Origin of the sequence: Serratia marcescens subsp. marcescens ATCC 13880, from assembly GCF_017299535.1 — a bacterium.
Classification (GTDB): Bacteria; Pseudomonadota; Gammaproteobacteria; order Enterobacterales; family Enterobacteriaceae; genus Serratia; species Serratia marcescens.
This window is the reverse complement of sequence record NZ_CP071238.1, coordinates 5,015,905-5,036,607: the sequence shown is the minus strand read 5'-3', so window position 1 is coordinate 5,036,607 and position 20,703 is coordinate 5,015,905. Positions and strand designations below refer to the sequence as shown.

The window sequence follows — 20,703 nt, the reverse complement described above, 5'->3', positions numbered from 1 at the left end:
CTTACATGGAGTACCTGGATGTTTCATCTTGATACTTATGGCACGTTAGTCGCGGCGACGCTGGTTTTGCTTCTCGGAGGCAAGTGCGTCAGAAGCATTCCCCTGCTGCGAAAATATACCATTCCCGCTCCCGTCGCCGGCGGTTTGCTGGTGGCCCTCCTGCTGTTAGCCCTGAAAAAGTTCGCCAACTGGGAAATCAGCTTTGACATGTCGCTGAAGGATCCGCTGATGCTGGCCTTCTTCGCCACCATCGGCCTGAACGCCAACCTGGCGCGGTTGCGCGCCGGCGGCAAGGCGCTGATGGTATTCCTGTTCGTGGTGCTGGGGCTGCTGCTGGTGCAGAACGCCATCGGCATCGGCATGGCGAAAATGCTGGGGTTGGATCCGCTGATGGGCCTGATCGCCGGGTCGATCACCCTGTCGGGCGGCCACGGCACCGGGGCGGCCTGGAGCAAGCTGTTCATCGAGCGCTACGGCTTTGAAAACGCGACGGAAGTCGCCATGGCCTGCGCCACCTTCGGCCTGGTGCTGGGCGGCCTGATCGGCGGCCCGGTGGCGCGCTATCTGGTCAAACACTCCTCTACGCCGGAAGGCACCCCGGAAGACAGCGTGCAGCCGAGCGGTTTCGAGAAGCCGGAAAGCGGCCGCCTGATCACCTCGCTGGTGATGATCGAAACCATCGCCATGATCGCCATCTGTCTGAGCCTGGGGCAGCTGATTGCCGGCCTGCTGAACGGAACGGTGTTTGAGCTGCCTAACTTCGTTTGCGTGCTGTTCGTCGGGGTGATCCTCAGCAACACCCTGGCCTTCACCGGTTTCTATACCGTGTTCGAACGGGCGGTATCGGTGCTGGGTAATGTCAGCCTGTCGCTGTTCCTGGCGATGGCGTTGATGAGCCTGCGCCTTTGGGAGCTGGCTTCGCTGGCGTTGCCGATGCTGGCGATCCTGGCGGTGCAGACGCTGGTGATGGCGCTGTACGCGATCTTTGTTACTTACCGGGTGATGGGCAAGAACTACGACGCGGCGGTGCTGGCCGCCGGCCACTGCGGCTTCGGCATGGGCGCCACGCCGACGGCGATCGCCAACATGCAGGCGATCACCGATCGCTTCGGCCCGTCGCATCTGGCGTTTCTGGTGGTGCCGATGGTGGGGGCGTTCTTTATCGATATCGCCAACGCCATCGTCATCAAGCTGTATCTGCTGCTGCCGGTGTTCCCGGCGGTGGGGTGATATCGCGAGTCACCACGAAAAGGGCGCCGCAGGCGCCCTTTTTTATGCGTTGGAGTAGCGCGCCTTCTCCGGCAGCCAGCGTTCGATCAGCGCCTGGGCGTGTTCCGGATAGTGCTGATGGAGATGGCGAGCGACGCGCTGCACTTCGGGGATCATCGCCTGGTCGCGCAGCAGATCCGCCACCTTGAATTCGGCACTGCCGGTCTGGCGGGTGCCCAGCAGCTCGCCCGGGCCGCGGATCTCCAGATCGCGCTGCGCGATGACGAAGCCGTCGTTGCTGTCGCGCAGCACTTGCAGGCGCGTTTGCGCGGTTTTGCTCAGCGGCGTTTTGTACAGCAACACGCAGTGTGAGGCCACGGCGCCGCGCCCTACGCGGCCGCGCAGCTGGTGAAGCTGCGCCAGGCCCAGCCGTTCCGGGTTTTCGATGATCATCAGGCTGGCGTTCGGCACGTCGACGCCGACTTCGATCACCGTGGTGGCGACCAACAGCTGCAGCTCGCCCTGTTTAAACGCCTGCATCACCGCCTGCTTTTCCTGCGCTTTCATGCGGCCGTGCACCAGCGCCACCTTCAGCTCCGGCAGCGCGGCTTTCAATTCTTCCCAAGTGGCTTCCGCCGCCTGCGCTTCCAGCAGCTCGGACTCTTCGATCAGCGTGCACACCCAGTAAGCCTGTCGCCCCTCTTCCAGACAGGCGCTTTTCACCCGCTGAATGATGTCGGCGCGGCGGGTATCGGGAATGGCGACGGTGGTCACCGGCGTACGGCCCGGCGGCAGCTCGTCGATGACCGAGGTATCGAGATCGGCGTAGGCGGTCATCGCCAGCGTGCGCGGGATCGGCGTGGCGGTCATGATCAGCTGATGGGCGTGGAAGCCTTGCTCTTCGCCTTTCTCCCACAGCGCCAGCCGCTGATGCACCCCGAAGCGGTGCTGCTCATCGATGATCACCAGCGCCAGGCCGTTGAACTGCACCTGCTCCTGGAAGATGGCGTGGGTGCCGACCACCATCGACACCTGGCCGCTGGCGATGGCTTCCTGCTGTGCAATGCGCGCCTTGCCTTTCTGCTTGCCGGCCAGCCAGCCGACTTCCAACCCCAGCGGTTCGAACCACTGGCGGAAGTTGTTGGCATGTTGTTCGGCCAGCAGCTCGGTCGGCGCCATCAGCGCCACCTGCTTGCCGTGCGCGATGGCGCGAAGCGCCGCCAGCGCCGCCACCAGCGTTTTGCCGGAGCCGACGTCGCCCTGCACCAGCCGCATCATCGGGAAGTCTTTTTGCATATCGGCTTCGATGTCGGCCACCACGCGCGTTTGCGCGCCGGTCGGCGAGAACGGCAACTGGGCGAGAAAACGGTTTTTCAGCCGATCGTCCGGCAGCAGCGGCTGCGCCTGATAACTCTGCGCGCCGGCGCGCACCGCCAGCATGCTGAGGTTATGCGCCAGCAGCTCTTCGAGGATAAGACGCTTTTGCGCCGGGTGTTTGCCCAGCTCCAGATCCGCCAGCTGGATGTCCGGCGGCGGGCGGTGCAGGGTGTGCAGCGCCTGCGGCAGGCTCATCAGGCCGCCGCTCAGCTCCGGCGGCAGCAGCTCGGCGATGGCGCAGGTATCCAGCAGCGCCAGCGCCTGATCGGTCAGCTTGCGCAGCGTGGCCTGCCGCACCCCTTCGGTGGTGGGGTAAACCGGCGTCAGCGACTCCTGCAGCTCAACCTCGCTGGTTTCGCCCTGAATACGGTATTCCGGATGGATGATCTCCGCGCCGTGGTTGCCGCGTTTGATCTCGCCGTAGGCGGTCACGCGGCGGCCGGTGGCCAGGCTGTTTTTCATTGCGGCGTTGAAGTTGAAGAACCGCATGGTGAGGATGCCGGTGCCGTCGCTGATCTGGCAGGTCAGCATGCGGCGGCGGCCGAAGCTGATGTCGCTGCGCAGCACTTCCCCTTCTACCGTGGCGTAGATGCCCGGCAGCAGATCGTTGATCGGGTAGAGACGGGTGCGGTCTTCGTAGCGCAGCGGCAGGTGCAGCAGCAGATCCTGAATGGTGTCGAGGCCAAGCTTGGCCAGTTTGCCCGCCTGGCTGGCGCCAACCCCGGAAAGCGTGGTGAGTGGGACAGCATCCAGCAGGCGGCCTTTCATTTGCGCACCGTCGCCTGCATGGCCGCCCACCATTCGGCGCTGGCGACCACCTGGCCCTGTTCGTCGATCTGCGGACGCGGCAGCCCCTTGCGCTTGGCCACGTTGGCCAGCACCGGATAGCCGCCTTCGAACAGCAGACGCTGCTGCTCTTCTTCGTCCAGCATGCTGTTGTCGCGGCGATACAGACCGGCGTTCTGCCGCTGGCGCTGCGCCTCATACAGGATCAGCGCGGAGGCCACGGAGACGTTGAGCGATTGCACCATGCCGATCATCGGAATGACGATGTCTTGATCGGCCAGCGCCAGCGCTTCTTCGGTGATGCCGGTTTTTTCCTGGCCGAGCAGCACGCAGGTTGGCCGGGTGTAGTCCACCTCGCGGAAATCGACCGCGCGCGCAGACAGGTTGGTGGCCAGAATTTGCATGCCCTGCGCTTTCAGGTGACCGACCGCGTCGCCGATGGTGGGATGGGTTTTAACGCTGACCCAGCTGTTGCTGCCGGCGGCGGAGGAAACCAGGGTGCGCATGCGGGTGGTGGGCCACACGGCGTGGACCTGATGCACGCCGACGGCGTCGGCGGTGCGGATAATGGCGGAGACGTTATGCGGCTTGTGCACCTGCTCCAGGCAGACCGTCAGATCCGGCTGCCGGGTCGCAAGCATTTCACAAATCCGCGCATAGCGTTCAGGACTCATAAGCGCTAGTTTCGGTTGCGGTTAACTTTGATCACATCCGGCATGATACGGATTTTACGCATAATGTTTGCCAAATGGATGCGATCGCGGGTGGTCAAGCGGATAAAGGCGCTATAAACCCGACCGTCTTTCTCTTCGGTGTTCAGGCTCTGAATATTGGACTCGGCCGCGTTGATCGCCGCCGTCAGGTTGGCCAGCGCGCCCTGGTGGTTAAACATATCCACCTTGATCTCGGCGATGAACTCCTGCTCGGTCTCTTTATCCCACTCGACCGCCATGAACTTCTCAGGCTCTTTCTGATAGCCGCGAATATTGCGGCAAGATTCATGGTGGATCACCAGCCCTTTGCCCGGACTGACGTGAGCGATAATCGGGTCGCCCGGAATCGGACGGCAGCACTTGGCGAAGGTGATCAACACGCCGTCGGCGCCCTTGATGGCCAGGTTGCGCACGCCGGAGGTGGTGCCCAGGCTGGACTGATCGCCCTGCAGGTTCTTCGCCACCACCACGCTCATGGCGTTGCCCAGGCCGATTTCCGCCAGCAGATCGTCCAGCGTCGCCAGCTTCATGCGGTCCAGTTCGTGCTGAATGTTTTCCTGCGGAATTTCGGCCAGCTTGCGGCTGCCGCCCAGCGCATGGTTGAGCAGACGGCGGCCGAGGCCGACGGAGTCGTCGCGCTTGAGGTTCTTCAGCATCTGGCGAATTTTGGCGCGCGCTTTCGAGCTGACCACGAAGTTCAACCAGGCGGCGTTGGGCCGCGCGCCCGGCGCGGTGATGATCTCGACGGTCTGGCCGCTGGTCAGCGACTGCGACAGCGGGTACGGCTGACGATCGACGCGCGCGCCGACGCAGGCATGGCCGATATCGGTATGCACCGCATAGGCGAAGTCGACCGGCGTGGCGCCGGCGGGCAGCTCGACGATGCGGCCTTCCGGGGTGAAAACGTAAATCTCATCCGGGAACAGATCGGATTTGACGCTCTCGATAAATTCAAACGAACTGCCGGCGCTTTGCTGCAGCTCCAGCAGGCTTTGCATCCAGCGCTGGGCGCGGATCTGCGCCGTAGTGCCGGTTTCGCCCTGTTCTCTTTCCTTGTAAGCCCAGTGCGCGGCCACCCCCATCTCAGCCATCTGGTCCATGTCTTCGGTGCGGATCTGCACTTCGACCGGCACGCCGTGCGGGCCGATCAGCGAGGTATGCAGCGATTGATAGCCGTTGGCCTTGGGAATGGCGATGTAATCTTTCACCCGCCCCGGGCGCGGTTTATACAGGCTGTGCACCTGGCCGAGCACGCGGTAGCAGGTATCGACCTCTTTTACGATCACCCGGAACGCGTAGATATCCATGATGGAATGGAAACGCTGTTCTTTCAGGTGCATCTTGAGGTAGATGGAGTAAAGGTGTTTTTCCCTTCCGCTGACGCGGCAGGCGATGCCGGCCTCGGTCAGCCGCCCTTCGATCTCGGAGAGGATTTTTTGAATCATCTCTTTGCGATTGCCGCGCGCGGCTTTCACCACTTCCTTGATCACGCGATAGCGGTTTGGGTACAGCGCCTCGAAGCCCAGCTCTTCCAGCTCGGTTTTCAGGTGATGAATACCCAGACGGTGGGCGAGGGGGCTGTAGATTTCCAGGGTTTCACGCGCGATGCGCCGGCGTTTGTCGGGGCGCAGCGAACCGAGGGTGCGCATGTTGTGCGTACGGTCGGCCAGCTTGATCAGCACGACGCGGATATCCTGCACCATCGCCATGATCATCTTGCGGAAGTTTTCCGCCTGCGCTTCTTTCTTGTCCTGGAACTTCAGTTTGTCGAGCTTGGAGACGCCCTCAACCAGTTCGGCGACGCTCTTGCCGAACAGCTGTTCCATATCTTGATAGGTGGCCGGGGTGTCTTCGATGACGTCGTGCAACAACGCCGCCATCAGCGTCTCGTGGTCGAGACGCATTTCCGCCAGGATGCAGGCCACGGCGACCGGGTGAGTAATGTAGGGCTCACCGCTGGAGCGTGTCTGGCCCTCGTGCGCGTCGCGCGCGACGAGGTATGCCTGTTTGAGGCGCTTAATCTGCTCCTCGGGCAGGTAACGTTGAATCAGCAGATTCAGGCTTTCAAACAGGTACAAGGCGGACTCGCTGTCTAATTAACGACGACCTTCAGCAATCGCGGTAACCGCTTGAATCTCTGCGGCTTCCTGCTCTTGCTGCTCCTGGCGCTCACGCACGTCGAGGATCTGGCTGGTGATCAGGCCTTCTTCGATTTCGCGCAGGGCGATAACGGTGTACTTGTCGTTCTCTTCCGGAACCAGTGCATCTTTGCCGCCGGTCTGGATCTGACGCGCCCGACGAGCAGCGACCAACACCAGGTCAAAACGGTTACCAATTTTCTCTACAGCGTCTTGAACAGTTACGCGTGCCATATTTGTGCTACTCCACAGGTGACGAAAAGACTGGGCATGATACTGAAACTGCCTTCAGTCTGCCAATAGTTTGCTGATTAAAGCGTCATGCCGCAGCAACTGGCGGCCCAAACGCAGGCGTTCGGCGCGAATGATGGTCTTCAGATCGGACAGCGCCAGATCGAAGTCATCGTTCACGATCAGGTAATCGTACTCCGCGTAATGCGTCATTTCCGCCACGGCCTGAGCCATGCGTTTGGCGATCACCTCTTCGGAGTCCTGCCCGCGCCCCCGCAGGCGACGGCCCAATTCCTCCTTCGACGGCGGCAGAATGAAGATGCTGCGCGCCTGCGGCATTTTGGCGCGGATTTGCTGCGCGCCCTGCCAGTCGATATCCAGAAACACGTCTACGCCGGTCGCCAACACTTGTTCGATGGCGGCGCGCGAGGTGCCGTAATAGTTGCCGAACACTTCGGCGTGCTCAAGAAACGCATCCTGCTCGATCATCCGGCGGAATTCGTCTTTCGAGACGAAGAAATAGTGCTCGCCGTGATTTTCACCCGGGCGGCTGTCGCGCGTGGTGTGCGAAACCGAAACCTGCGTGTCGTACAGCGGTTGCGTCTTTAACAAAGCCTGAATCAGACTTGATTTACCTGCGCCACTGGGAGCAGAGACAATATAAAGCGTGCCTTGAGCCATGATGATGTTCGTTGATAACGGTTGATATGCCAAAAACAGCGGATGTGTATTTTCTCCGCACAGTATACACGGCTAACGCGCCGGGTGCAGCGTTAGCTCGCATTTTGCCCGTGGCTTTGCGCGGAAAAAGCGTCGAATGAGCGAATATGCGCGCTGAAGAGCGACATTTTGGCGGTTTTGGCCCAGCGGCGGCGCGCTGCCGCCCCGGGATCAGTGATCCGGATGCTGGTAGTTGAACACCGGCAGACCGAGGCGGAAGCGCAGGGCGATCAGACGCGCGCTCAGGCCAGCGACCAGCGTGAGGATCACCACCAGATTGTGCGGCAGGCTGAGGTGCTGCAGGCCGATATACAGCCAGGCGGCGCTGAAGGAGATGCCGGCGTAGATCTCTTTCTGGAAAACCAGCGGGATACGGTTGCAGAACATATCGCGCAGCACCCCGCCGAAGACGCCGGTGATCACTGCGGCGATGGCGGCGATAATCGCGCTGTGCCCCATATCCAGCGCCACCTGGGCGCCGATGATCGAGAAAACGATCAGTCCGACGGCGTCGAGCACCAGGAACAGGCGGCGCAGATGGCGCATCAGGGGAGCCACCCAGGTGGTGACGATCGCCGCTATCGCGACGATGACGATGTATTCCGGGTGTTTGACCCAGCCCAATGGAAAATGCCCGAGCAACATATCGCGCACCGACCCGCCGCCGATTGCGGTGACAGAGGCGATGATGATCACGCCGAACATGTCCATTTGGCGGCGGCCGGCCGCCAGCGCGCCGGTCATGGCTTCGGCGGTGATGCCGATGATATAAAGGATGCTCAGTAACATAAGGGATTCACAGCGTACTTGCGTCAGAATGATGGCCGGCAGGGTAATTGCCGCCGAGGACGCGCGCCACTGAGTTTTTTTCACCGATGGCGTTTCGGATTAATTTAGCTAATCCAAATTCCGTTTTTATTGCCGATAAACAGCCTTTTTTAACATCTGGATGTTGATAAAAGCATTAGAAATTTCGCGCTGATTTCCATCGCTGACTATGCTTTTTGCAGCTAATCCTTCAACCGAGAAACCGAGACTGCAGATGAAAAACTCCCCGAGACTGGCCGCCGGCGCCGTGGTGGCCGCCCTGCTGCTGAGCGGCTGCGTGGCGCCAGGCCACCAGGCAACGTCACCCGCCCCGGTTTGCCGCACCGGAGATCCGCTGGTGCAAACAACGCTCTACTTCGGCCTGAACCGCCCTGCGGGGCCGGCGATCACCGCCACCGAGTGGCAAACCTTCGTCGATAGCCAGGTGACGCCGCGCTTTAAAGACGGGCTGACGGTGTTTGATGCCAAAGGCCAGTGGCTGGGCCACGACGGCAAGCTGGCGCGCGAGAACAGCAAGGCGCTGCTGTTGATCCATGCGCCGGGCAAAGAGAGCGAGGCGAATATCGAGGCGCTGCGCAGCGGTTATAAGCAGCAGTTTGCGCAGGATTCGGTGATGCGGGTGGATGCGCCGGTGTGCGTGGCGTTTTAAAACGAACTCCCGGCCCTGTGGCCGGGAGTGGGGATTACAGCACCAGGCCGGCGATGGCCGCCGACAACAGGCTCACCAGCGTCGAGCCGTAAACCAGCTTCAGGCCAAAACGGGAAACCACGTTGCCTTGCTGCTCGTTCAGCCCCTTGATGGCGCCGGCGACGATGCCGATGGAGGCGAAGTTGGCGAACGACACCAGGAACACCGACAGAATGCCCAACCCGCGCGGCGACAGCTCCGCCGCGATCTTCTTCAGCTCAATCATCGCCACGAATTCGTTGGCCACCAGTTTGGTCGCCATGATGCTGCCCGCCTTCAGGGCCTCCTCCGCCGGGATGCCGATCAGCCAGGCCAGCGGATAGAACACATAGCCGAGGATCTGCTGGAAGCTGATGCCAAGCACCGCGGAGAACAGCGCATTGACGGCGGAGATCAGCGCGATAAAGCCGATCAGCATCGCCGCGATGATCATCGCAATCTTGAAGCCGGCCAGAATGTACTCGCCCAGCATTTCGAAGAAGCTCTGATCTTCATGCAGTTTGTTCAGCTTCAGCTCCGGCTCGTCTTCGACCTGATACGGGTTGATGATCGACAGGATGATGAAGGTGCTGAACATATTAAGGATCAATGCCGCCACCACGTACTGCGCGTCGATCATCGACATGTAGGCGCCGACGATGGAGAGCGAAACCGTCGACATGGCGGTCGCGGCCATGGTGTACATGCGGCGCGGCGAGATGTCGCCGATGATGCCCTTGTAGGCGATGAAGTTCTCTGACTGCCCCAGCACCAGCGTGCTGACGGCGTTGAACGATTCCAGCTTGCCCATGCCGTTGACCTTGGACAGCAGGGTGCCCACCAGACGGATGATCAGCGGCAGGATGCGGAAATGCTGCAAAATGCCGATCAGGGCGGAAATAAAGATGATAGGGCACAAAACGCCGAGGAAGATAAACGCCAGGCCATCCTTGCTCATGCCGCCGAACACGAACTCCGACCCTTGGGCGGCGTAGGCGAGCAGGGTGTCGAAGAAGCCGGCGACGTGCTTGATCACGCTGAGCCCGCTGGCGGAGTGCAGGAAGAAGTAGGCCAGCGCGCCTTCGATCACTAACAGCTGGATGATATAGCGCAGGCGGATTTTCTTGCGATTATTGCTGACCAGCAGCGCCAGGGCGATGATCACCACCAGGGCCATAATAAATTGCAGAATTTGTGGCATAAACGGTCCGTACGGTTCACGGGCAGGAAAAAAACACATTTAGCCACAGCATCGCCGTCCTTTCATTACCTTGCGTGATAATTAGAACAAAATACTTATGGCATGCGGGATATCTTGCCGATTGTCATCCGCACGCGCTGCTCGGCAGTTTTTCATAAGCCCCCGAAGTGCCTTAGTGGGCTGTCTTCCATGATGCCTGCCGGCTCGCAGCCTGATGCAACCACCGTCCCGCAGGTTCAGGCGCCTGGAATCTGGCTCGCAATGGGGGATTTTTCCCGGCGCAAAATGTGGTTTTCTCGGCTAAGGCGGAGAAACATGTTTGGGCAAGGCGCCGCGACTGGCGCGCATTTTCTCAAACCAGGAGGCGAACGATGAATACCGGCATGTTGCTCAGGGCGCTGGCCAACGGCGTTAATCCCGACACCGGCGAGCTGTTGAAACCGGCTTCAGCGGCCTGCGCGCCGGAGGCTATCCGGCTGCTGTTCGCGTTGGCCAGCGAGTTCGACGGTGAATCCGAACTGCAGAAAAAAGCCAGGTTGACGCCGGAGGAGAAGCGGCAGAAGAATCTGGCCGAGGGCCGGCCGGCCAATGCCTACTTCCCCTGGCCGGAAGAAGAAAAACTGCGGCTGCGTGAGAGCCATGCGGCCGGGGCGACGCTGGAAGCGCTGAGTGATGAGTTTGAGCGCTCAACCTGGAGCATTGCGGTGCAGCTGCAGAAAATGGGGCTGATGGAGGAAGAGCAGGCGGCCGCCTATCGCTGATCTGCAGCCATAAAAAAGCCCGCTTGACGCGGGCTTGATGGCGTGCGGAGCGGGATCACTCGATGTTCTGGATCTGCTCGCGCATCTGCTCGATCAGCACCTTCAGCTCGATGGCGGAGGCGGTGACGTCGGCATTGATCGACTTGGAGGCCAGGGTGTTCGATTCGCGGTTGAACTCCTGCATCATAAAGTCGAGGCGGCGGCCGACGGCTTCTTTCTTTTTCAGGATGTTGTGCGTCTCTTTCACGTGCGCTTCCAGACGATCCAGCTCTTCGGCGACGTCGATGCGCTGCGCCATCAGCACCAGCTCTTGCTCCAGGCGGGTGTTTTCCAGCTGCACCTGCGCCTCTTCCAGCTTGCTGACCAGGCGCTCGCGCTGCCATTGCAGGATGTTCGGCATCTGGGCGCGCACTTTAACCACTTCGGCGCTGACGCCGTCGAGGCGCTGTTCGATCAGCGTTTTCAGTGCGGCGCCTTCGCTTTCGCGTGCGACGATAAAGTCATCCAGCGCGCCGTCCAGCGCCTGCATCAGCTCGGCGCTGATGGCGTCCAGATCCTGCTCCTGCGCGGACATCACGCCCGGCCAGCGCAGCACGTCGATCGGGTTGATTTCCCCTTCGTCGCTCTGCATTTTCACCCAGTTGGCGGCTTCGACCAGCTGTTTGGCCAGTTTTTCGTTCAGGATCAGCGAGCTTTGCGCGCTTGGATCCAGTTCGAAACGCAGGTTGCATTCGACTTTGCCGCGGGTCAGGCGGCCACGGATACGTTCACGGATCACCGGCTCCAGGCTGCGGAATTGTTCCGGCAGGCGGATGTAGGTTTCTAAGTAGCGCTGGTTAACGGAACGCAGCTCCCAGGCTGCGCTGCCCCATTCACCCTTGATTTCACGCCGGGCGTAGGCGGTCATGCTGCGGATCATTGATGCGTACCCGTAATAGGAAAAGATGGGGCGATTATAGCGTCGCGGCTGCGGGCAGGATAGGCATTACGTCACGAAGCCCGTATAATGCGCAGCCAATAGTTGATTTGAAGCCGGAGAGAGCCCATGCGTCCTGCAGGCAGAGCACCACAGCAAGTTCGCCCCCTGACACTGACCCGTCACTATACCAAACACGCTGAAGGTTCAGTGCTGGTTGAGTTTGGCGATACCAAAGTCTTGTGCACCGCCACGGTAGAAGAGGGCGTTCCGCGCTTCCTGAAAGGCCAGGGGCAAGGTTGGATCACCGCCGAGTACGGCATGCTGCCGCGCTCCACCCACAGCCGCAACGCCCGTGAAGCCGCCAAAGGCAAACAGGGTGGCCGCACGCTGGAGATCCAGCGCCTGATCGCTCGCTCGCTGCGCGCCGCAGTGGATCTGAAAAAGCTCGGTGAATTCACCATCACCCTCGACTGCGACGTACTGCAGGCCGACGGCGGCACCCGCACCGCTTCCATCTCCGGCGCCTGCGTGGCGCTGGCCGACGCGCTGAACACGCTGGTGGCCAACGGCAAGCTGAAAGCCAATCCGATGAAGGGCATGGTGGCGGCGGTTTCCGTCGGCATCGTCAATGGCGAAGCGCTGTGCGATCTGGAGTATGTGGAAGATTCCGCGGCGGAAACCGACATGAACGTAGTGATGATGGAAGACGGCCGCATGATTGAAGTGCAGGGCACCGCCGAAGGCGAGCCGTTCAGCCACGATGAGCTGTTGGCGCTGTTGGCGTTGGCCCGAGGGGGCATCGAAACCATCTTCCAGGCGCAGAAAGCGGCGCTGGCGGACTGATTTTTCAAGGCGACTGAGAAGTCGCCTTTTTTATGCCCGGCGATCGGGCGGCAGTAATGACAAGACCCAAGCAGATTCAGACGAGGAGAAGCAGTAATGAAAGCCTATCAGCGCCAGTTTATCGAGTTCGCGCTTAACAAGCAGGTATTGAAATTCGGCGAGTTCACCCTGAAATCCGGCCGCACCAGCCCGTATTTCTTCAACGCCGGCCTGTTTAATACCGGGCGCGATCTTGCGCTGTTGGGGCGCTTCTACGCCGAAGCCCTGATGGATTCCGGCATCGATTTCGATCTGCTGTTTGGCCCGGCCTATAAAGGAATTCCTATCGCCACCACCACGGCGGTGGCGCTGGCGGAACACCATGAGCGCGATGTGCCTTACTGCTTTAACCGCAAGGAGGCCAAGACGCACGGCGAAGGCGGTTCGCTGGTGGGCAGCCCGCTGCAGGGGCGCGTGATGCTGGTGGACGATGTGATCACCGCCGGCACCGCGATCCGCGAATCGATGGAAATCATCGGCGCCAGCGGCGCTTCGCTGGCGGGCGTGCTGATCTCCCTCGACCGTCAGGAACGCGGCCGCGCGGATATCTCCGCCATTCAGGAAGTGGAGCGCGACTATCACTGCAAGGTGATTTCAATCGTCACGCTGAAGGATCTGATCGCCTATCTGGAAGAGAAACCGGAGATGGCGGACCACCTGGCGGCGGTGCGCGCTTACCGCGAGCAGTACGGGGTATAAATAACAACGCCGGGCATGCCCGGCGTGTTCGTTATTGCAGCTGTGCCGCCAACAGCGGCCAGCGGGCGTCGAATTCCTGTGTGGGGCGATAGCGGAATTCCGAACGCACATAGCGCGACAACATGCCTTCGCAGAAGGCCAGCAGCTGGCTGGCCAACAGCGTTTCATCGACGATAAAGCCTTTGCCTTCGCGCAATTTGCGCTCTTTCAGCACCTGACGCAGCTGCGCCTCGATGCGTTCGAACAGTTGGTTGATGCGGCCCTGCAGGCGATCCTGTTCAAACATCAGCGCGTGGCCTGTCATGATGCGCGTCAGCCCCGGGTTGCGTTCCGCAAAGCCCAGAATCAGCAGTAAAATCAGGCGCAGACGATTGAACGTTTCTTTCTCGTCCTGCAAGATCAGGTTGATGCGGGTGATCAGGCTGTCTTCGATAAACTCGATCAGACTGTCGAACATCCGTGTCTTGCTGGGGAAATGCCGGTACAGCGCAGCTTCAGAAACACCCACGTTTGCGGCGAGCTTGGCGGTGGTGATGCGTTGGCTGCCGTCGCTGGATTCCAGCATCTGGGCTAACGCCTGCAATATTTCCTCGCGCCGATTCCTTTTCGTATTTTCTTTTTCTGCCATGTCTGATTAGACCCTTGCTAAAACTTAACTGACGGAAACCCGGGCACCGGCCGCTGCAGAGCAGGCTCTGTGCGGCTTATGTGATAGCTTTTTTACGATGCTGGGGTCAGCGGCCTTAACGGCCTTTTTCCGCGCTGCCTGGTGTGCGCTGCAATTGTCGCGGTAAAACCTTGCCGCAGAGACATCCCTCTCCCCGGAAAGCAAGGTTCAGGCGACGTTTCCCTGCCGGCCCTCGTGCATTGGGTGGCGCTTAGTGGCGCCCCGAGTGGCCGAAGCCGCCTTCGCCGCGTTCGCTGCTGTCGAACTCTTCCACCAGGTTGAATTCGGCCTGCACCACCGGCACGAAGACCATCTGCGCGATGCGTTCGCCCGGCTCGATGGTGAAGTGCTTCTGGCCGCGGTTCCAAACGGACACCATCAGCTGGCCCTGATAATCGGAGTCGATCAGGCCGACCAGGTTGCCCAGCACGACGCCGTGCTTATGGCCCAGGCCTGAGCGCGGCAGGATCACCGCCGCCAGGCCGGCGTCGGCGATGTGGATCGCGAGGCCAGTAGGCAGCAGCGTGGTTTCACCCGGCGCCAGCTCTACCGCGCTATCCAGACAGGCGCGCAGGTCGAGACCGGCGGAGCCCGGCGTAGCGTAGGTCGGTAGCGGGAAATCCTGACCGATGCGCGGGTCGAGGATCTTAACGTCGATTTTTTTCATCATAACGGCTGACTATCTCGTCTATTAAACGTTGGCCAAGGAGTGCCTTGTCGCTCAGCGCCAGGCGCTTTTCTCCATCCTGCCAAAAAAGGTGCAGGGCATTGGTGTCGCTGTTGAACCCGTGCTCTGCAAGCGAAACATCGTTAGCGCAAATCAAATCCAGCTTCTTACGCGCCAGTTTTTGCCGCGCGTATTCTTCCACATTCTGGGTTTCGGCGGCAAACCCCACGACAAACGGTCGATTTTTGGTCATCGCCGCCACGCCGGCGACGATATCGGGGTTTTTTACCATCTTGAGGACGATTTCATCACCCTGTTTTTTTATTTTTTCATCGGCGATCCGCTCGGGACGGTAGTCAGCCACGGCGGCGCAGGAGATGAAAATCTGCTGCTGCGCGGCGCGCTGTTGCACCGCCTGTTCCATCTCCAGCGCGCTGGTGACGTCCACGCGTGCGACCCTCGGCGGCGTCGGCAGGCTCACCGGCCCGGCGATCAGCGTCACCTGCGCGCCGCGGGCGGCGGCGGCGCGGGCGATGGCGAAGCCCATTTTGCCGGAGCTGTGATTGCTGATGAAACGCACCGGATCCAGCGCTTCGCGCGTCGGGCCGGCGGTGATCATAACCTGCAAATGTTGCAGATCCTGCGGGGCGGAGAAATGACCGTTCGCCAGCTCGACGATGTCCAGCGGATCCAGCATGCGGCCCGGGCCGACGTCGCCGCAGGCCTGGCTGCCGCTGTCCGGCCCCCAGAGCAGCATGCCGCGCGCCTGCAGCGTTTGCAGGTTGGCCTGCGTGGCGGCGGCGCGATACATCTGCTGGTTCATGGCGGGGGCGGCGGCGATGGGGGCGTCGGTCGCCAGGCAGACGGTGGTCAGCAGATCGTTGGCCATGCCGGCGGCGACGCGCGCCAGCAGATCGGCGGTCGCCGGCGCCAGAATCACCAGATCCGCCCATTTGCCGAGTTCGATGTGGCCCATGGCGGCCTCGGCGGCGGGATCCAACAGATCGTCGGACACCGGGTGGCCGGAAACGGCCTGCAGCGTCAGCGGCGTAATGAACGCCTTGGCGGCGTGGGTCATCACCACGCGCACTTCTGCGCCCCTGTCGCGCAGGCGGCGCACCAGCTCTGGGCATTTGTAGGCGGCGATGCCGCCGCTGATGCCAAGCACAATATGTTTGCCGGAAAGTCCCGTCATCATCATTGTCCGATTGAAAGCCGAAAGATGCGCCATTTTAGCATATCCGCCGTTCAGGTGAGTGATTCCGCAATGGCTGCAGGGCGTTACATTGTGCTTTGCGAAACACTTCGCAATGTTATCAAACACCTGTCGAACGCGCCGGGCGGCGCGTGGCATGCTGTAGCCCTTTCAGGGAGGAACACGATGAGCAACCCGACTGTGGCGTGCTGGCCGGGCGCGCTGGCGCCGCGTGAAAAGCTGTTGATGCAGGGGGCCGCGGCGCTGTCCGACGCGGAGCTGTTAGCCATTTTCTTGCGCACCGGGTTGCCCGGCGTGCACGTGATGCAGCTGGCGGAGCAGCTGCTGCGCCGGTTCGGCTCGCTTTACCACCTGATGTCGGCCGATCATCAGGCGTTTTGCAGTCAAAAAGGCCTGGGCGACGCCAGCTATACGCAGCTGCAGGCGATTGCCGAGCTGGCGCTGCGCTTCTTTTCCAGCCATTTGTCGCAGGAAAACGCCATGCTCAATCCGCGCGTCACCCAGCATTATCTGCAAAGCCTGCTGGCGCATCGCGAGCGAGAGGTCTTTTTGGTATTGTTTTTAGACAATCAGCACCGGGTTATTCGCCATCAGGAGATGTTTGCTGGTACCATCAGCAGCGTCGTCGTCTACCCGAGAGAAATTGTGCGTGAAGCGTTGAAGGCTAATGCCGCCGCGCTGATTCTCGCGCATAATCACCCTTCGGGTAAGGCTGAACCCAGTCATGCCGACCGTTTAATAACGGAACAGGTGGTGAAAGCCTGTCAGTTATTGGAGATCCGAGTGCTTGATCATTTGGTGATCGGTCGGGGTGAATGCGTCTCTTTTGCCGAGCGCGGATGGCTTTAAGCGATTTTTTCGCGATCCTTGTGGGATCTTTAGCTGTTCGGGACTTGAGCACTTACGCTTCAGAGCGTATACTACGCCACCTTTGAGAATCTTGGGTTTGGCGCAAGAGCCTATCTCAGCAGGTTTCTGACCTGATGTGTGGTTTCTACCTGATGACGAGAGTCTCCTCAGTATGAAGTTTGCTGAGATGGGCTCTAAAAGCCTGACGAGGCGGCCATACCCTATACGAAGCTCGAGCTGATTTGATTTTTGGAGAATAGACATGTCCCGAGTCTGCCAAGTTACTGGCAAGCGCCCGGTGAGCGGTAACAACCGTTCCCACGCAATGAACGCGACCAAACGCCGTTTTCTGCCTAACCTGCACTCACACCGTTTTTGGGTTGAGGCTGAGAAGCGCTTTGTAACTCTGCGTGTATCTGCTAAAGGTATGCGTGTTATCGATAAGAAGGGTATTGAGACGGTTCTGGCCGATCTGCGTGCCCGTGGTGAGAAGTATTAAGGAACTGAATCATGGCTAAAGGTGTTCGCGAGAAGATCAAGCTGGTTTCTTCTGCTGGTACTGGTCACTTCTATACCACCACGAAGAACAAGCGTACTAAGCCGGAAAAATTGGAACTGAAGAAATTCGATCCAGTTGTCCGTCAGCACGTAGTATACAAAGAAGCTAAAATTAAATAATTTTAGTGGATTAATGAAAAACCCGGCCTTGGCCGGGTTTTTTGTTTTATAAAGGGTAGAAAACGTCGGAGGGGAAGCCAGATGCCTGAATTACCGGAAGTTGAGACGAGCAGACGCGGTATAGAGCCTTATCTTGTCGGCCACAGCATTCAGTATGCGGTGGTGCGCAACGCGCGCCTGCGCTGGCCGGTTTCCGAACAGATCCTGACGCTGAGCGATCGGCCGGTGCTCAGCGTGCAGCGCCGGGCCAAATACCTGCTGATCGAGCTGGAGAACGGTTGGATTATCGTGCACCTGGGCATGTCGGGCAGCCTGCGCATGCTGCGCGAGGAAAACGAAGACGAGGCCGGCAAACACGACCACGTCGATCTGGTGATCAGCAACGGCATGATCCTGCGCTATACCGATCCGCGCCGTTTCGGCGCCTGGCTGTGGTGCGAAGACTTGGCGACCAGCAGCGTGTTGGCGCATCTGGGGCCGGAACCGCTGAGCGAAGCGTTCAACGGCGACTACCTGTATGAAAAATCACGCAATAAGCGCACGCTGATCAAACCGTGGCTGATGGATAACAAGCTGGTGGTCGGCGTCGGTAACATTTACGCCAGCGAATCGCTGTTCAGCGCCGGGATCCTGCCCGATCGTCCGGCGGGATCGTTGAGCAAAGCCGAAGCGGAACTGCTGGCGAAGACCATCAAGACGGTGTTGCAGCGCTCTATCGAGCAGGGTGGCACGACATTGCGCGACTTTTTGCAGTCGGACGGCAAACCGGGGTATTTCGCGCAGGAGTTGCAGGTTTACGGGCGGGCGGGAGAACCTTGCCGCGCGTGCGGCACGCCGATCGAATCCGCCAAGCACGGGCAGCGCAGCACCTTCTTTTGCCGGCGCTGCCAGCGCTGAGCATCACTCGGCGGCGAGCTTCGCCATCAGCGCTTGCGTAACCACATCAGGCAGGAAAGGCGCAATATCGCCGCCGTGACGCGCGACCTCCTTCACCAGTGAGGAGGAGATGAACGACCACTCTTCGGAAGGCATCAGGAACACGCTTTCCAGCGTCGGCATCAAATGGCGGTTCATGTTCGCCAGCTGCAGTTCGTATTCAAAGTCAGACACCGCACGCAGGCCGCGCACCAGGATGTTGGCATTCTGGTGAGCGGCAAAGTGCGCCATCAGCTCGCTGAAGCCCAGTACTTCCACATTGTCCAGATGCGAGGTGACCTGCGTCGCCAACGCCACGCGCTCATCCAGGCTAAACAGCGGCTTTTTGCTTGGGCTGGCGGCGATGGCCAGAATCACGTGATCGAACATCAGCGACGCGCGCGTCACTAAATCCAGGTGGCCGTTGGTCATGGGATCGAACGTCCCGGGATAGATGGCTTTGCTGGTCATGATTCACTTCTCTGAGTAGTTGCGGCCCAATGCCCATAATGCGGCATATTTATTGAAGGTATATTGCGCGTTGACCACCGCCAACAGCAACCCCTGTTTGCCATCCAGGAAGCCGGCGCGCAGCAGCCAGGTTTTGACGAAGGCGCCGAGCGTGTGGGTCAGGATAGACAGATAGCCGCAACGCTTGCCGGCTCGATGACGCTGTGTGGCCCACTCTTCGGCATAGCGCAGCTGTTTGCGCTGGAAGGCGAAGAGGTCGCGGCAGGTCAGGTGCAGCATATCGCCGCTGAGGGGGATGACTTTGGCGTCGCCGATGTTCAGCGACTCGTGCACCAGATCGTCGTTGTAGCGATAGCGTGGGTTGGCGTACAGGCGGTTGACGCGGTCGGGATACCAGCCGCTGTGGCGCATGAAGCGGCCAAGGAACAGGTTGCGCCGCGCACAGCTGTAGACGGCGCCGTCGTCCGGTGCGTTCAACACCCGTTCGATGGATTGCCGCAGTTCGGGCGTGACGCGTTCGTCGGCGTCGATCATCAAAACGTAGTCATGGCTGGCGTAGCTTTGCGCCAGCTGACGCTGCTTGCCGAATCCTTGCCAGTCGGTGTGCGTGAAGACTTTGGCGCCCAGGCTTTCGGCGACGGCGACGCTGTCGTCCTCGCTGCCGGAGTCCAGCACGATGATTTCATCGGCCCACTCGACCGAGCGCAGACAGTCCGGCAACAGCCCGGCTTCGTTTTTGGCGATCATCACCACCGACAGGCTTTTGCGGCTGCTCATTCAGTGGCTCCGGGGCGGCAGATGCGGTTCAAGCAGCTGCAGCAGGCGCTGCAACGCTCCCTGATTCTGATACAGCACTTCCACCGCATGGCGGCCGTAGTAGCGACGGTAATCTTCGTCAGTCAACAGGGTTTCCACTTCCTTCACCAGCGAATCCACGTCGGCCACGGTGATCAGGCCTTCGGCCTGCGAGAGCTTGGCGCAGATGTCTTTAAAGTTGAAGGTATGCGGGCCCATCAGCACCGGGATGGCGTGCGCGGCGGCTTCCAGCGGGTTGTGCCCGCCGCGTTCCACCAGGCTGCCGCCGACAAAGGCCAGATCGGCGATGCCGTACAGCAGCATCAGTTCGCCCATGGTATCGCCGATCACCACTTGGGTGCTGCCAGACGGGATTTCGCCGCTGCTGCGCAGGGTGTAGCTGAAGCCGGCTTTCTGCACCAGCTCCTTGGCGGTCGGGAAGCGTTCCGGGTGACGCGGCACCAGGATCAGCAGCAGGTCGGGGTGTTTTTCCAGCAGCTTGCGGTGCGCTTCCAGCAGGATGGTTTCTTCACCGTCATGGGTGCTGGTGGCGATCCACACCGGGCGGCGCGGCGCCCATTGGCGGCGCAGCGTAACGGCGCGGGCGGCCAGTTCCGGGGTGACGGAGATATCGAATTTCAGGCTGCCGGTTACGGCCAGCTGCGAGCGTTTCAGGCCCAGTTCGATAAACCGATCGCCGTCTTCCTGGTTCTGTGCGGCGATCAGCGTAATGCGGCGCAGCATATCGCGCATGAATCCGCCAATTTTCTTATAGCCGGCGGCGGAGCGGGCCGACAGGCGCGCATTGGCGATCACCAGGGGGATTTGCCGCTGATGCAGCGCGTTGATCAGGTTAGGCCACAGCTCGGTTTCCATGATGATCACCAGCTTGGGATTCACCTGGTCGAGGAAGCGGTTCATGGAACCGGGCAGATCGTAGGGCAGATAGACATGATGCACGTCTTTGCCGAAAGCGGACTGGACGCGTTCTGAACCTGTCGGGGTCATTGTGGTCACAGTTATCGGCAAAGCGGGGTAACGATGGCGCAGCGCCCGCACCAGCGGGATGGCCGCCAGCGTTTCGCCGACGGAGACGGAATGCAGCATGATGCCGCCCGGCACGACTTTCCCGGCGCAGAAGCCATAGCGTTCCGCCCAGCGTTTACGGTAGGCTGGAGCTTTGCGGCTGCGCAGCAGTAAGCGGAGCCAGATCAGGGGTTGGATGAGGTAGAGTAGTACCTGATATAAACGCAGCAACATTCTATCAATTTCATTTATATGGGTTATTCGGAATAGTACCATAACTGGAAGGGA

23 protein-coding genes are annotated in these 20,703 nt (G+C 60.3%); 9 read left to right on the top strand and 14 right to left on the bottom strand.

What is annotated here, in order from left to right:
- Nucleotides 1-18 precede the first annotated feature (18 nt).
- On the top strand, nt 19-1,230 hold the full coding sequence (gltS, locus tag J0F90_RS24060) for a sodium/glutamate symporter (RefSeq protein ID WP_025304708.1): 1,212 nt from the start codon (nt 19-21) through the stop codon (nt 1,228-1,230).
- Between the two features lie 42 nt (nt 1,231-1,272).
- On the opposite strand, the gene recG is transcribed toward gltS, so the two are convergent.
- The 6 genes from recG to J0F90_RS24030 form a co-directional block, all read right to left on the bottom strand.
- On the bottom strand, nt 1,273-3,354 hold the full coding sequence (gene recG, locus J0F90_RS24055) for an ATP-dependent DNA helicase RecG (protein WP_016929649.1): 2,082 nt from the start codon (nt 3,352-3,354) through the stop codon (nt 1,273-1,275).
- Nucleotides 3,351-4,046 carry a tRNA (guanosine(18)-2'-O)-methyltransferase TrmH gene (gene trmH / locus J0F90_RS24050; protein ID WP_033639122.1) on the bottom strand — a complete coding sequence of 232 codons (696 nt, stop codon included), beginning with the start codon at nt 4,044-4,046 and terminating at the stop codon, nt 3,351-3,353. Before trmH ends, recG begins: the two co-directional genes overlap by 4 nt.
- A 5-nt stretch (nt 4,047-4,051) precedes the next feature.
- On the bottom strand, nt 4,052-6,163 hold the full coding sequence (gene spoT, locus J0F90_RS24045) for a bifunctional GTP diphosphokinase/guanosine-3',5'-bis pyrophosphate 3'-pyrophosphohydrolase (protein ID WP_015379445.1): 2,112 nt from the start codon (nt 6,161-6,163) through the stop codon (nt 4,052-4,054).
- Between the two features lie 18 nt (nt 6,164-6,181).
- Nucleotides 6,182-6,457 (bottom strand): DNA-directed RNA polymerase subunit omega, encoded by a 276-nt coding sequence (gene rpoZ / locus J0F90_RS24040; RefSeq protein ID WP_004931221.1) that lies wholly within the window; start codon nt 6,455-6,457, stop codon nt 6,182-6,184.
- 54 nt (nt 6,458-6,511) lie between these two features.
- On the bottom strand, nt 6,512-7,135 hold the full coding sequence (gmk, locus tag J0F90_RS24035) for a guanylate kinase (RefSeq protein WP_004931218.1): 624 nt from the start codon (nt 7,133-7,135) through the stop codon (nt 6,512-6,514).
- A 210-nt stretch (nt 7,136-7,345) separates the two neighbouring features.
- Entirely contained in the window at nt 7,346-7,963 is a 618-nt protein-coding gene (locus tag J0F90_RS24030; RefSeq protein ID WP_025304704.1) for a trimeric intracellular cation channel family protein, read from the bottom strand.
- 253 nt (nt 7,964-8,216) lie between these two features.
- On the opposite strand from J0F90_RS24030, the gene J0F90_RS24025 reads away from it, so the two are divergent.
- The gene (locus J0F90_RS24025) at nt 8,217-8,651 is read left to right on the top strand and encodes a DUF3574 domain-containing protein (protein ID WP_033639123.1); all 435 of its coding nucleotides are present in this window, start codon (nt 8,217-8,219) and stop codon (nt 8,649-8,651) included.
- A 34-nt stretch (nt 8,652-8,685) separates the two neighbouring features.
- Here J0F90_RS24025 and J0F90_RS24020 read toward each other — a convergent pair whose 3' ends face one another.
- Complete coding sequence (locus J0F90_RS24020) at nt 8,686-9,870, bottom strand: NupC/NupG family nucleoside CNT transporter (RefSeq protein ID WP_004931212.1); 1,185 nt, start codon at nt 9,868-9,870, stop codon at nt 8,686-8,688.
- A 371-nt stretch (nt 9,871-10,241) separates the two neighbouring features.
- Here J0F90_RS24020 and J0F90_RS24015 point away from each other — a divergent pair, with 371 nt between their 5' ends.
- Nucleotides 10,242-10,631: a hypothetical protein gene (locus J0F90_RS24015; protein WP_033639124.1), complete on the top strand. Its 390-nt coding sequence runs from the start codon at nt 10,242-10,244 to the stop codon at nt 10,629-10,631.
- 55 nt (nt 10,632-10,686) lie between these two features.
- Here J0F90_RS24015 and J0F90_RS24010 read toward each other — a convergent pair whose 3' ends face one another.
- The gene (locus J0F90_RS24010; protein WP_015379441.1) at nt 10,687-11,550 is read right to left on the bottom strand and encodes a YicC/YloC family endoribonuclease; all 864 of its coding nucleotides are present in this window, start codon (nt 11,548-11,550) and stop codon (nt 10,687-10,689) included.
- A 126-nt stretch (nt 11,551-11,676) separates the two neighbouring features.
- Here J0F90_RS24010 and rph point away from each other — a divergent pair, with 126 nt between their 5' ends.
- On the top strand, nt 11,677-12,393 hold the full coding sequence (rph, locus tag J0F90_RS24005) for a ribonuclease PH (RefSeq protein WP_025160305.1): 717 nt from the start codon (nt 11,677-11,679) through the stop codon (nt 12,391-12,393).
- A 96-nt stretch (nt 12,394-12,489) separates the two neighbouring features.
- Nucleotides 12,490-13,131, top strand: a complete 642-nt coding sequence (gene pyrE / locus J0F90_RS24000) for an orotate phosphoribosyltransferase (protein WP_004931204.1) — start codon at nt 12,490-12,492, stop codon at nt 13,129-13,131.
- 31 nt (nt 13,132-13,162) lie between these two features.
- On the opposite strand, the gene slmA is transcribed toward pyrE, so the two are convergent.
- The 3 genes from slmA to coaBC all read right to left on the bottom strand — a co-directional run bounded on the left by slmA (nt 13,163) and on the right by coaBC (nt 15,663).
- Nucleotides 13,163-13,759 carry a nucleoid occlusion factor SlmA gene (gene slmA, locus J0F90_RS23995; RefSeq protein WP_025304700.1) on the bottom strand — a complete coding sequence of 199 codons (597 nt, stop codon included), beginning with the start codon at nt 13,757-13,759 and terminating at the stop codon, nt 13,163-13,165.
- Between the two features lie 250 nt (nt 13,760-14,009).
- On the bottom strand, nt 14,010-14,468 hold the full coding sequence (gene dut / locus J0F90_RS23990) for a dUTP diphosphatase (protein ID WP_016929680.1): 459 nt from the start codon (nt 14,466-14,468) through the stop codon (nt 14,010-14,012).
- The gene (gene coaBC / locus J0F90_RS23985; protein WP_033641334.1) at nt 14,446-15,663 is read right to left on the bottom strand and encodes a bifunctional phosphopantothenoylcysteine decarboxylase/phosphopantothenate--cysteine ligase CoaBC; all 1,218 of its coding nucleotides are present in this window, start codon (nt 15,661-15,663) and stop codon (nt 14,446-14,448) included. Before coaBC ends, dut begins: the two co-directional genes overlap by 23 nt.
- Before the next feature lie 183 nt (nt 15,664-15,846).
- On the opposite strand from coaBC, the gene radC reads away from it, so the two are divergent.
- The 4 genes from radC to mutM all read left to right on the top strand — a co-directional run bounded on the left by radC (nt 15,847) and on the right by mutM (nt 18,105).
- Nucleotides 15,847-16,530 carry a RadC family protein gene (gene radC, locus J0F90_RS23980; RefSeq protein ID WP_016929682.1) on the top strand — a complete coding sequence of 228 codons (684 nt, stop codon included), beginning with the start codon at nt 15,847-15,849 and terminating at the stop codon, nt 16,528-16,530.
- Nucleotides 16,531-16,792: 262 nt separating this feature from the next.
- Entirely contained in the window at nt 16,793-17,029 is a 237-nt protein-coding gene (gene rpmB / locus J0F90_RS23975) for a 50S ribosomal protein L28 (RefSeq protein WP_004931195.1), read from the top strand.
- Between the two features lie 11 nt (nt 17,030-17,040).
- On the top strand, nt 17,041-17,208 hold the full coding sequence (rpmG, locus tag J0F90_RS23970) for a 50S ribosomal protein L33 (RefSeq protein ID WP_002442576.1): 168 nt from the start codon (nt 17,041-17,043) through the stop codon (nt 17,206-17,208).
- 81 nt (nt 17,209-17,289) lie between these two features.
- On the top strand, nt 17,290-18,105 hold the full coding sequence (gene mutM / locus J0F90_RS23965; protein WP_033639125.1) for a bifunctional DNA-formamidopyrimidine glycosylase/DNA-(apurinic or apyrimidinic site) lyase: 816 nt from the start codon (nt 17,290-17,292) through the stop codon (nt 18,103-18,105).
- A gap of 3 nt (nt 18,106-18,108) precedes the next feature.
- Here mutM and coaD read toward each other — a convergent pair whose 3' ends face one another.
- Genes coaD through waaA form a run of 3 tightly spaced genes read right to left on the bottom strand, consistent with a single transcriptional unit; the run spans nt 18,109 to nt 20,649 of the window.
- Nucleotides 18,109-18,594, bottom strand: a complete 486-nt coding sequence (gene coaD / locus J0F90_RS23960) for a pantetheine-phosphate adenylyltransferase (protein ID WP_004931181.1) — start codon at nt 18,592-18,594, stop codon at nt 18,109-18,111.
- Between the two features lie 3 nt (nt 18,595-18,597).
- Entirely contained in the window at nt 18,598-19,371 is a 774-nt protein-coding gene (locus J0F90_RS23955) for a glycosyltransferase family 2 protein (RefSeq protein WP_033639126.1), read from the bottom strand.
- A complete protein-coding gene (gene waaA, locus J0F90_RS23950; RefSeq protein WP_016929685.1) occupies nt 19,372-20,649 on the bottom strand; it encodes a lipid IV(A) 3-deoxy-D-manno-octulosonic acid transferase in 1,278 nt (425 codons plus the stop codon).
- Nucleotides 20,650-20,703 lie beyond the last annotated feature (54 nt).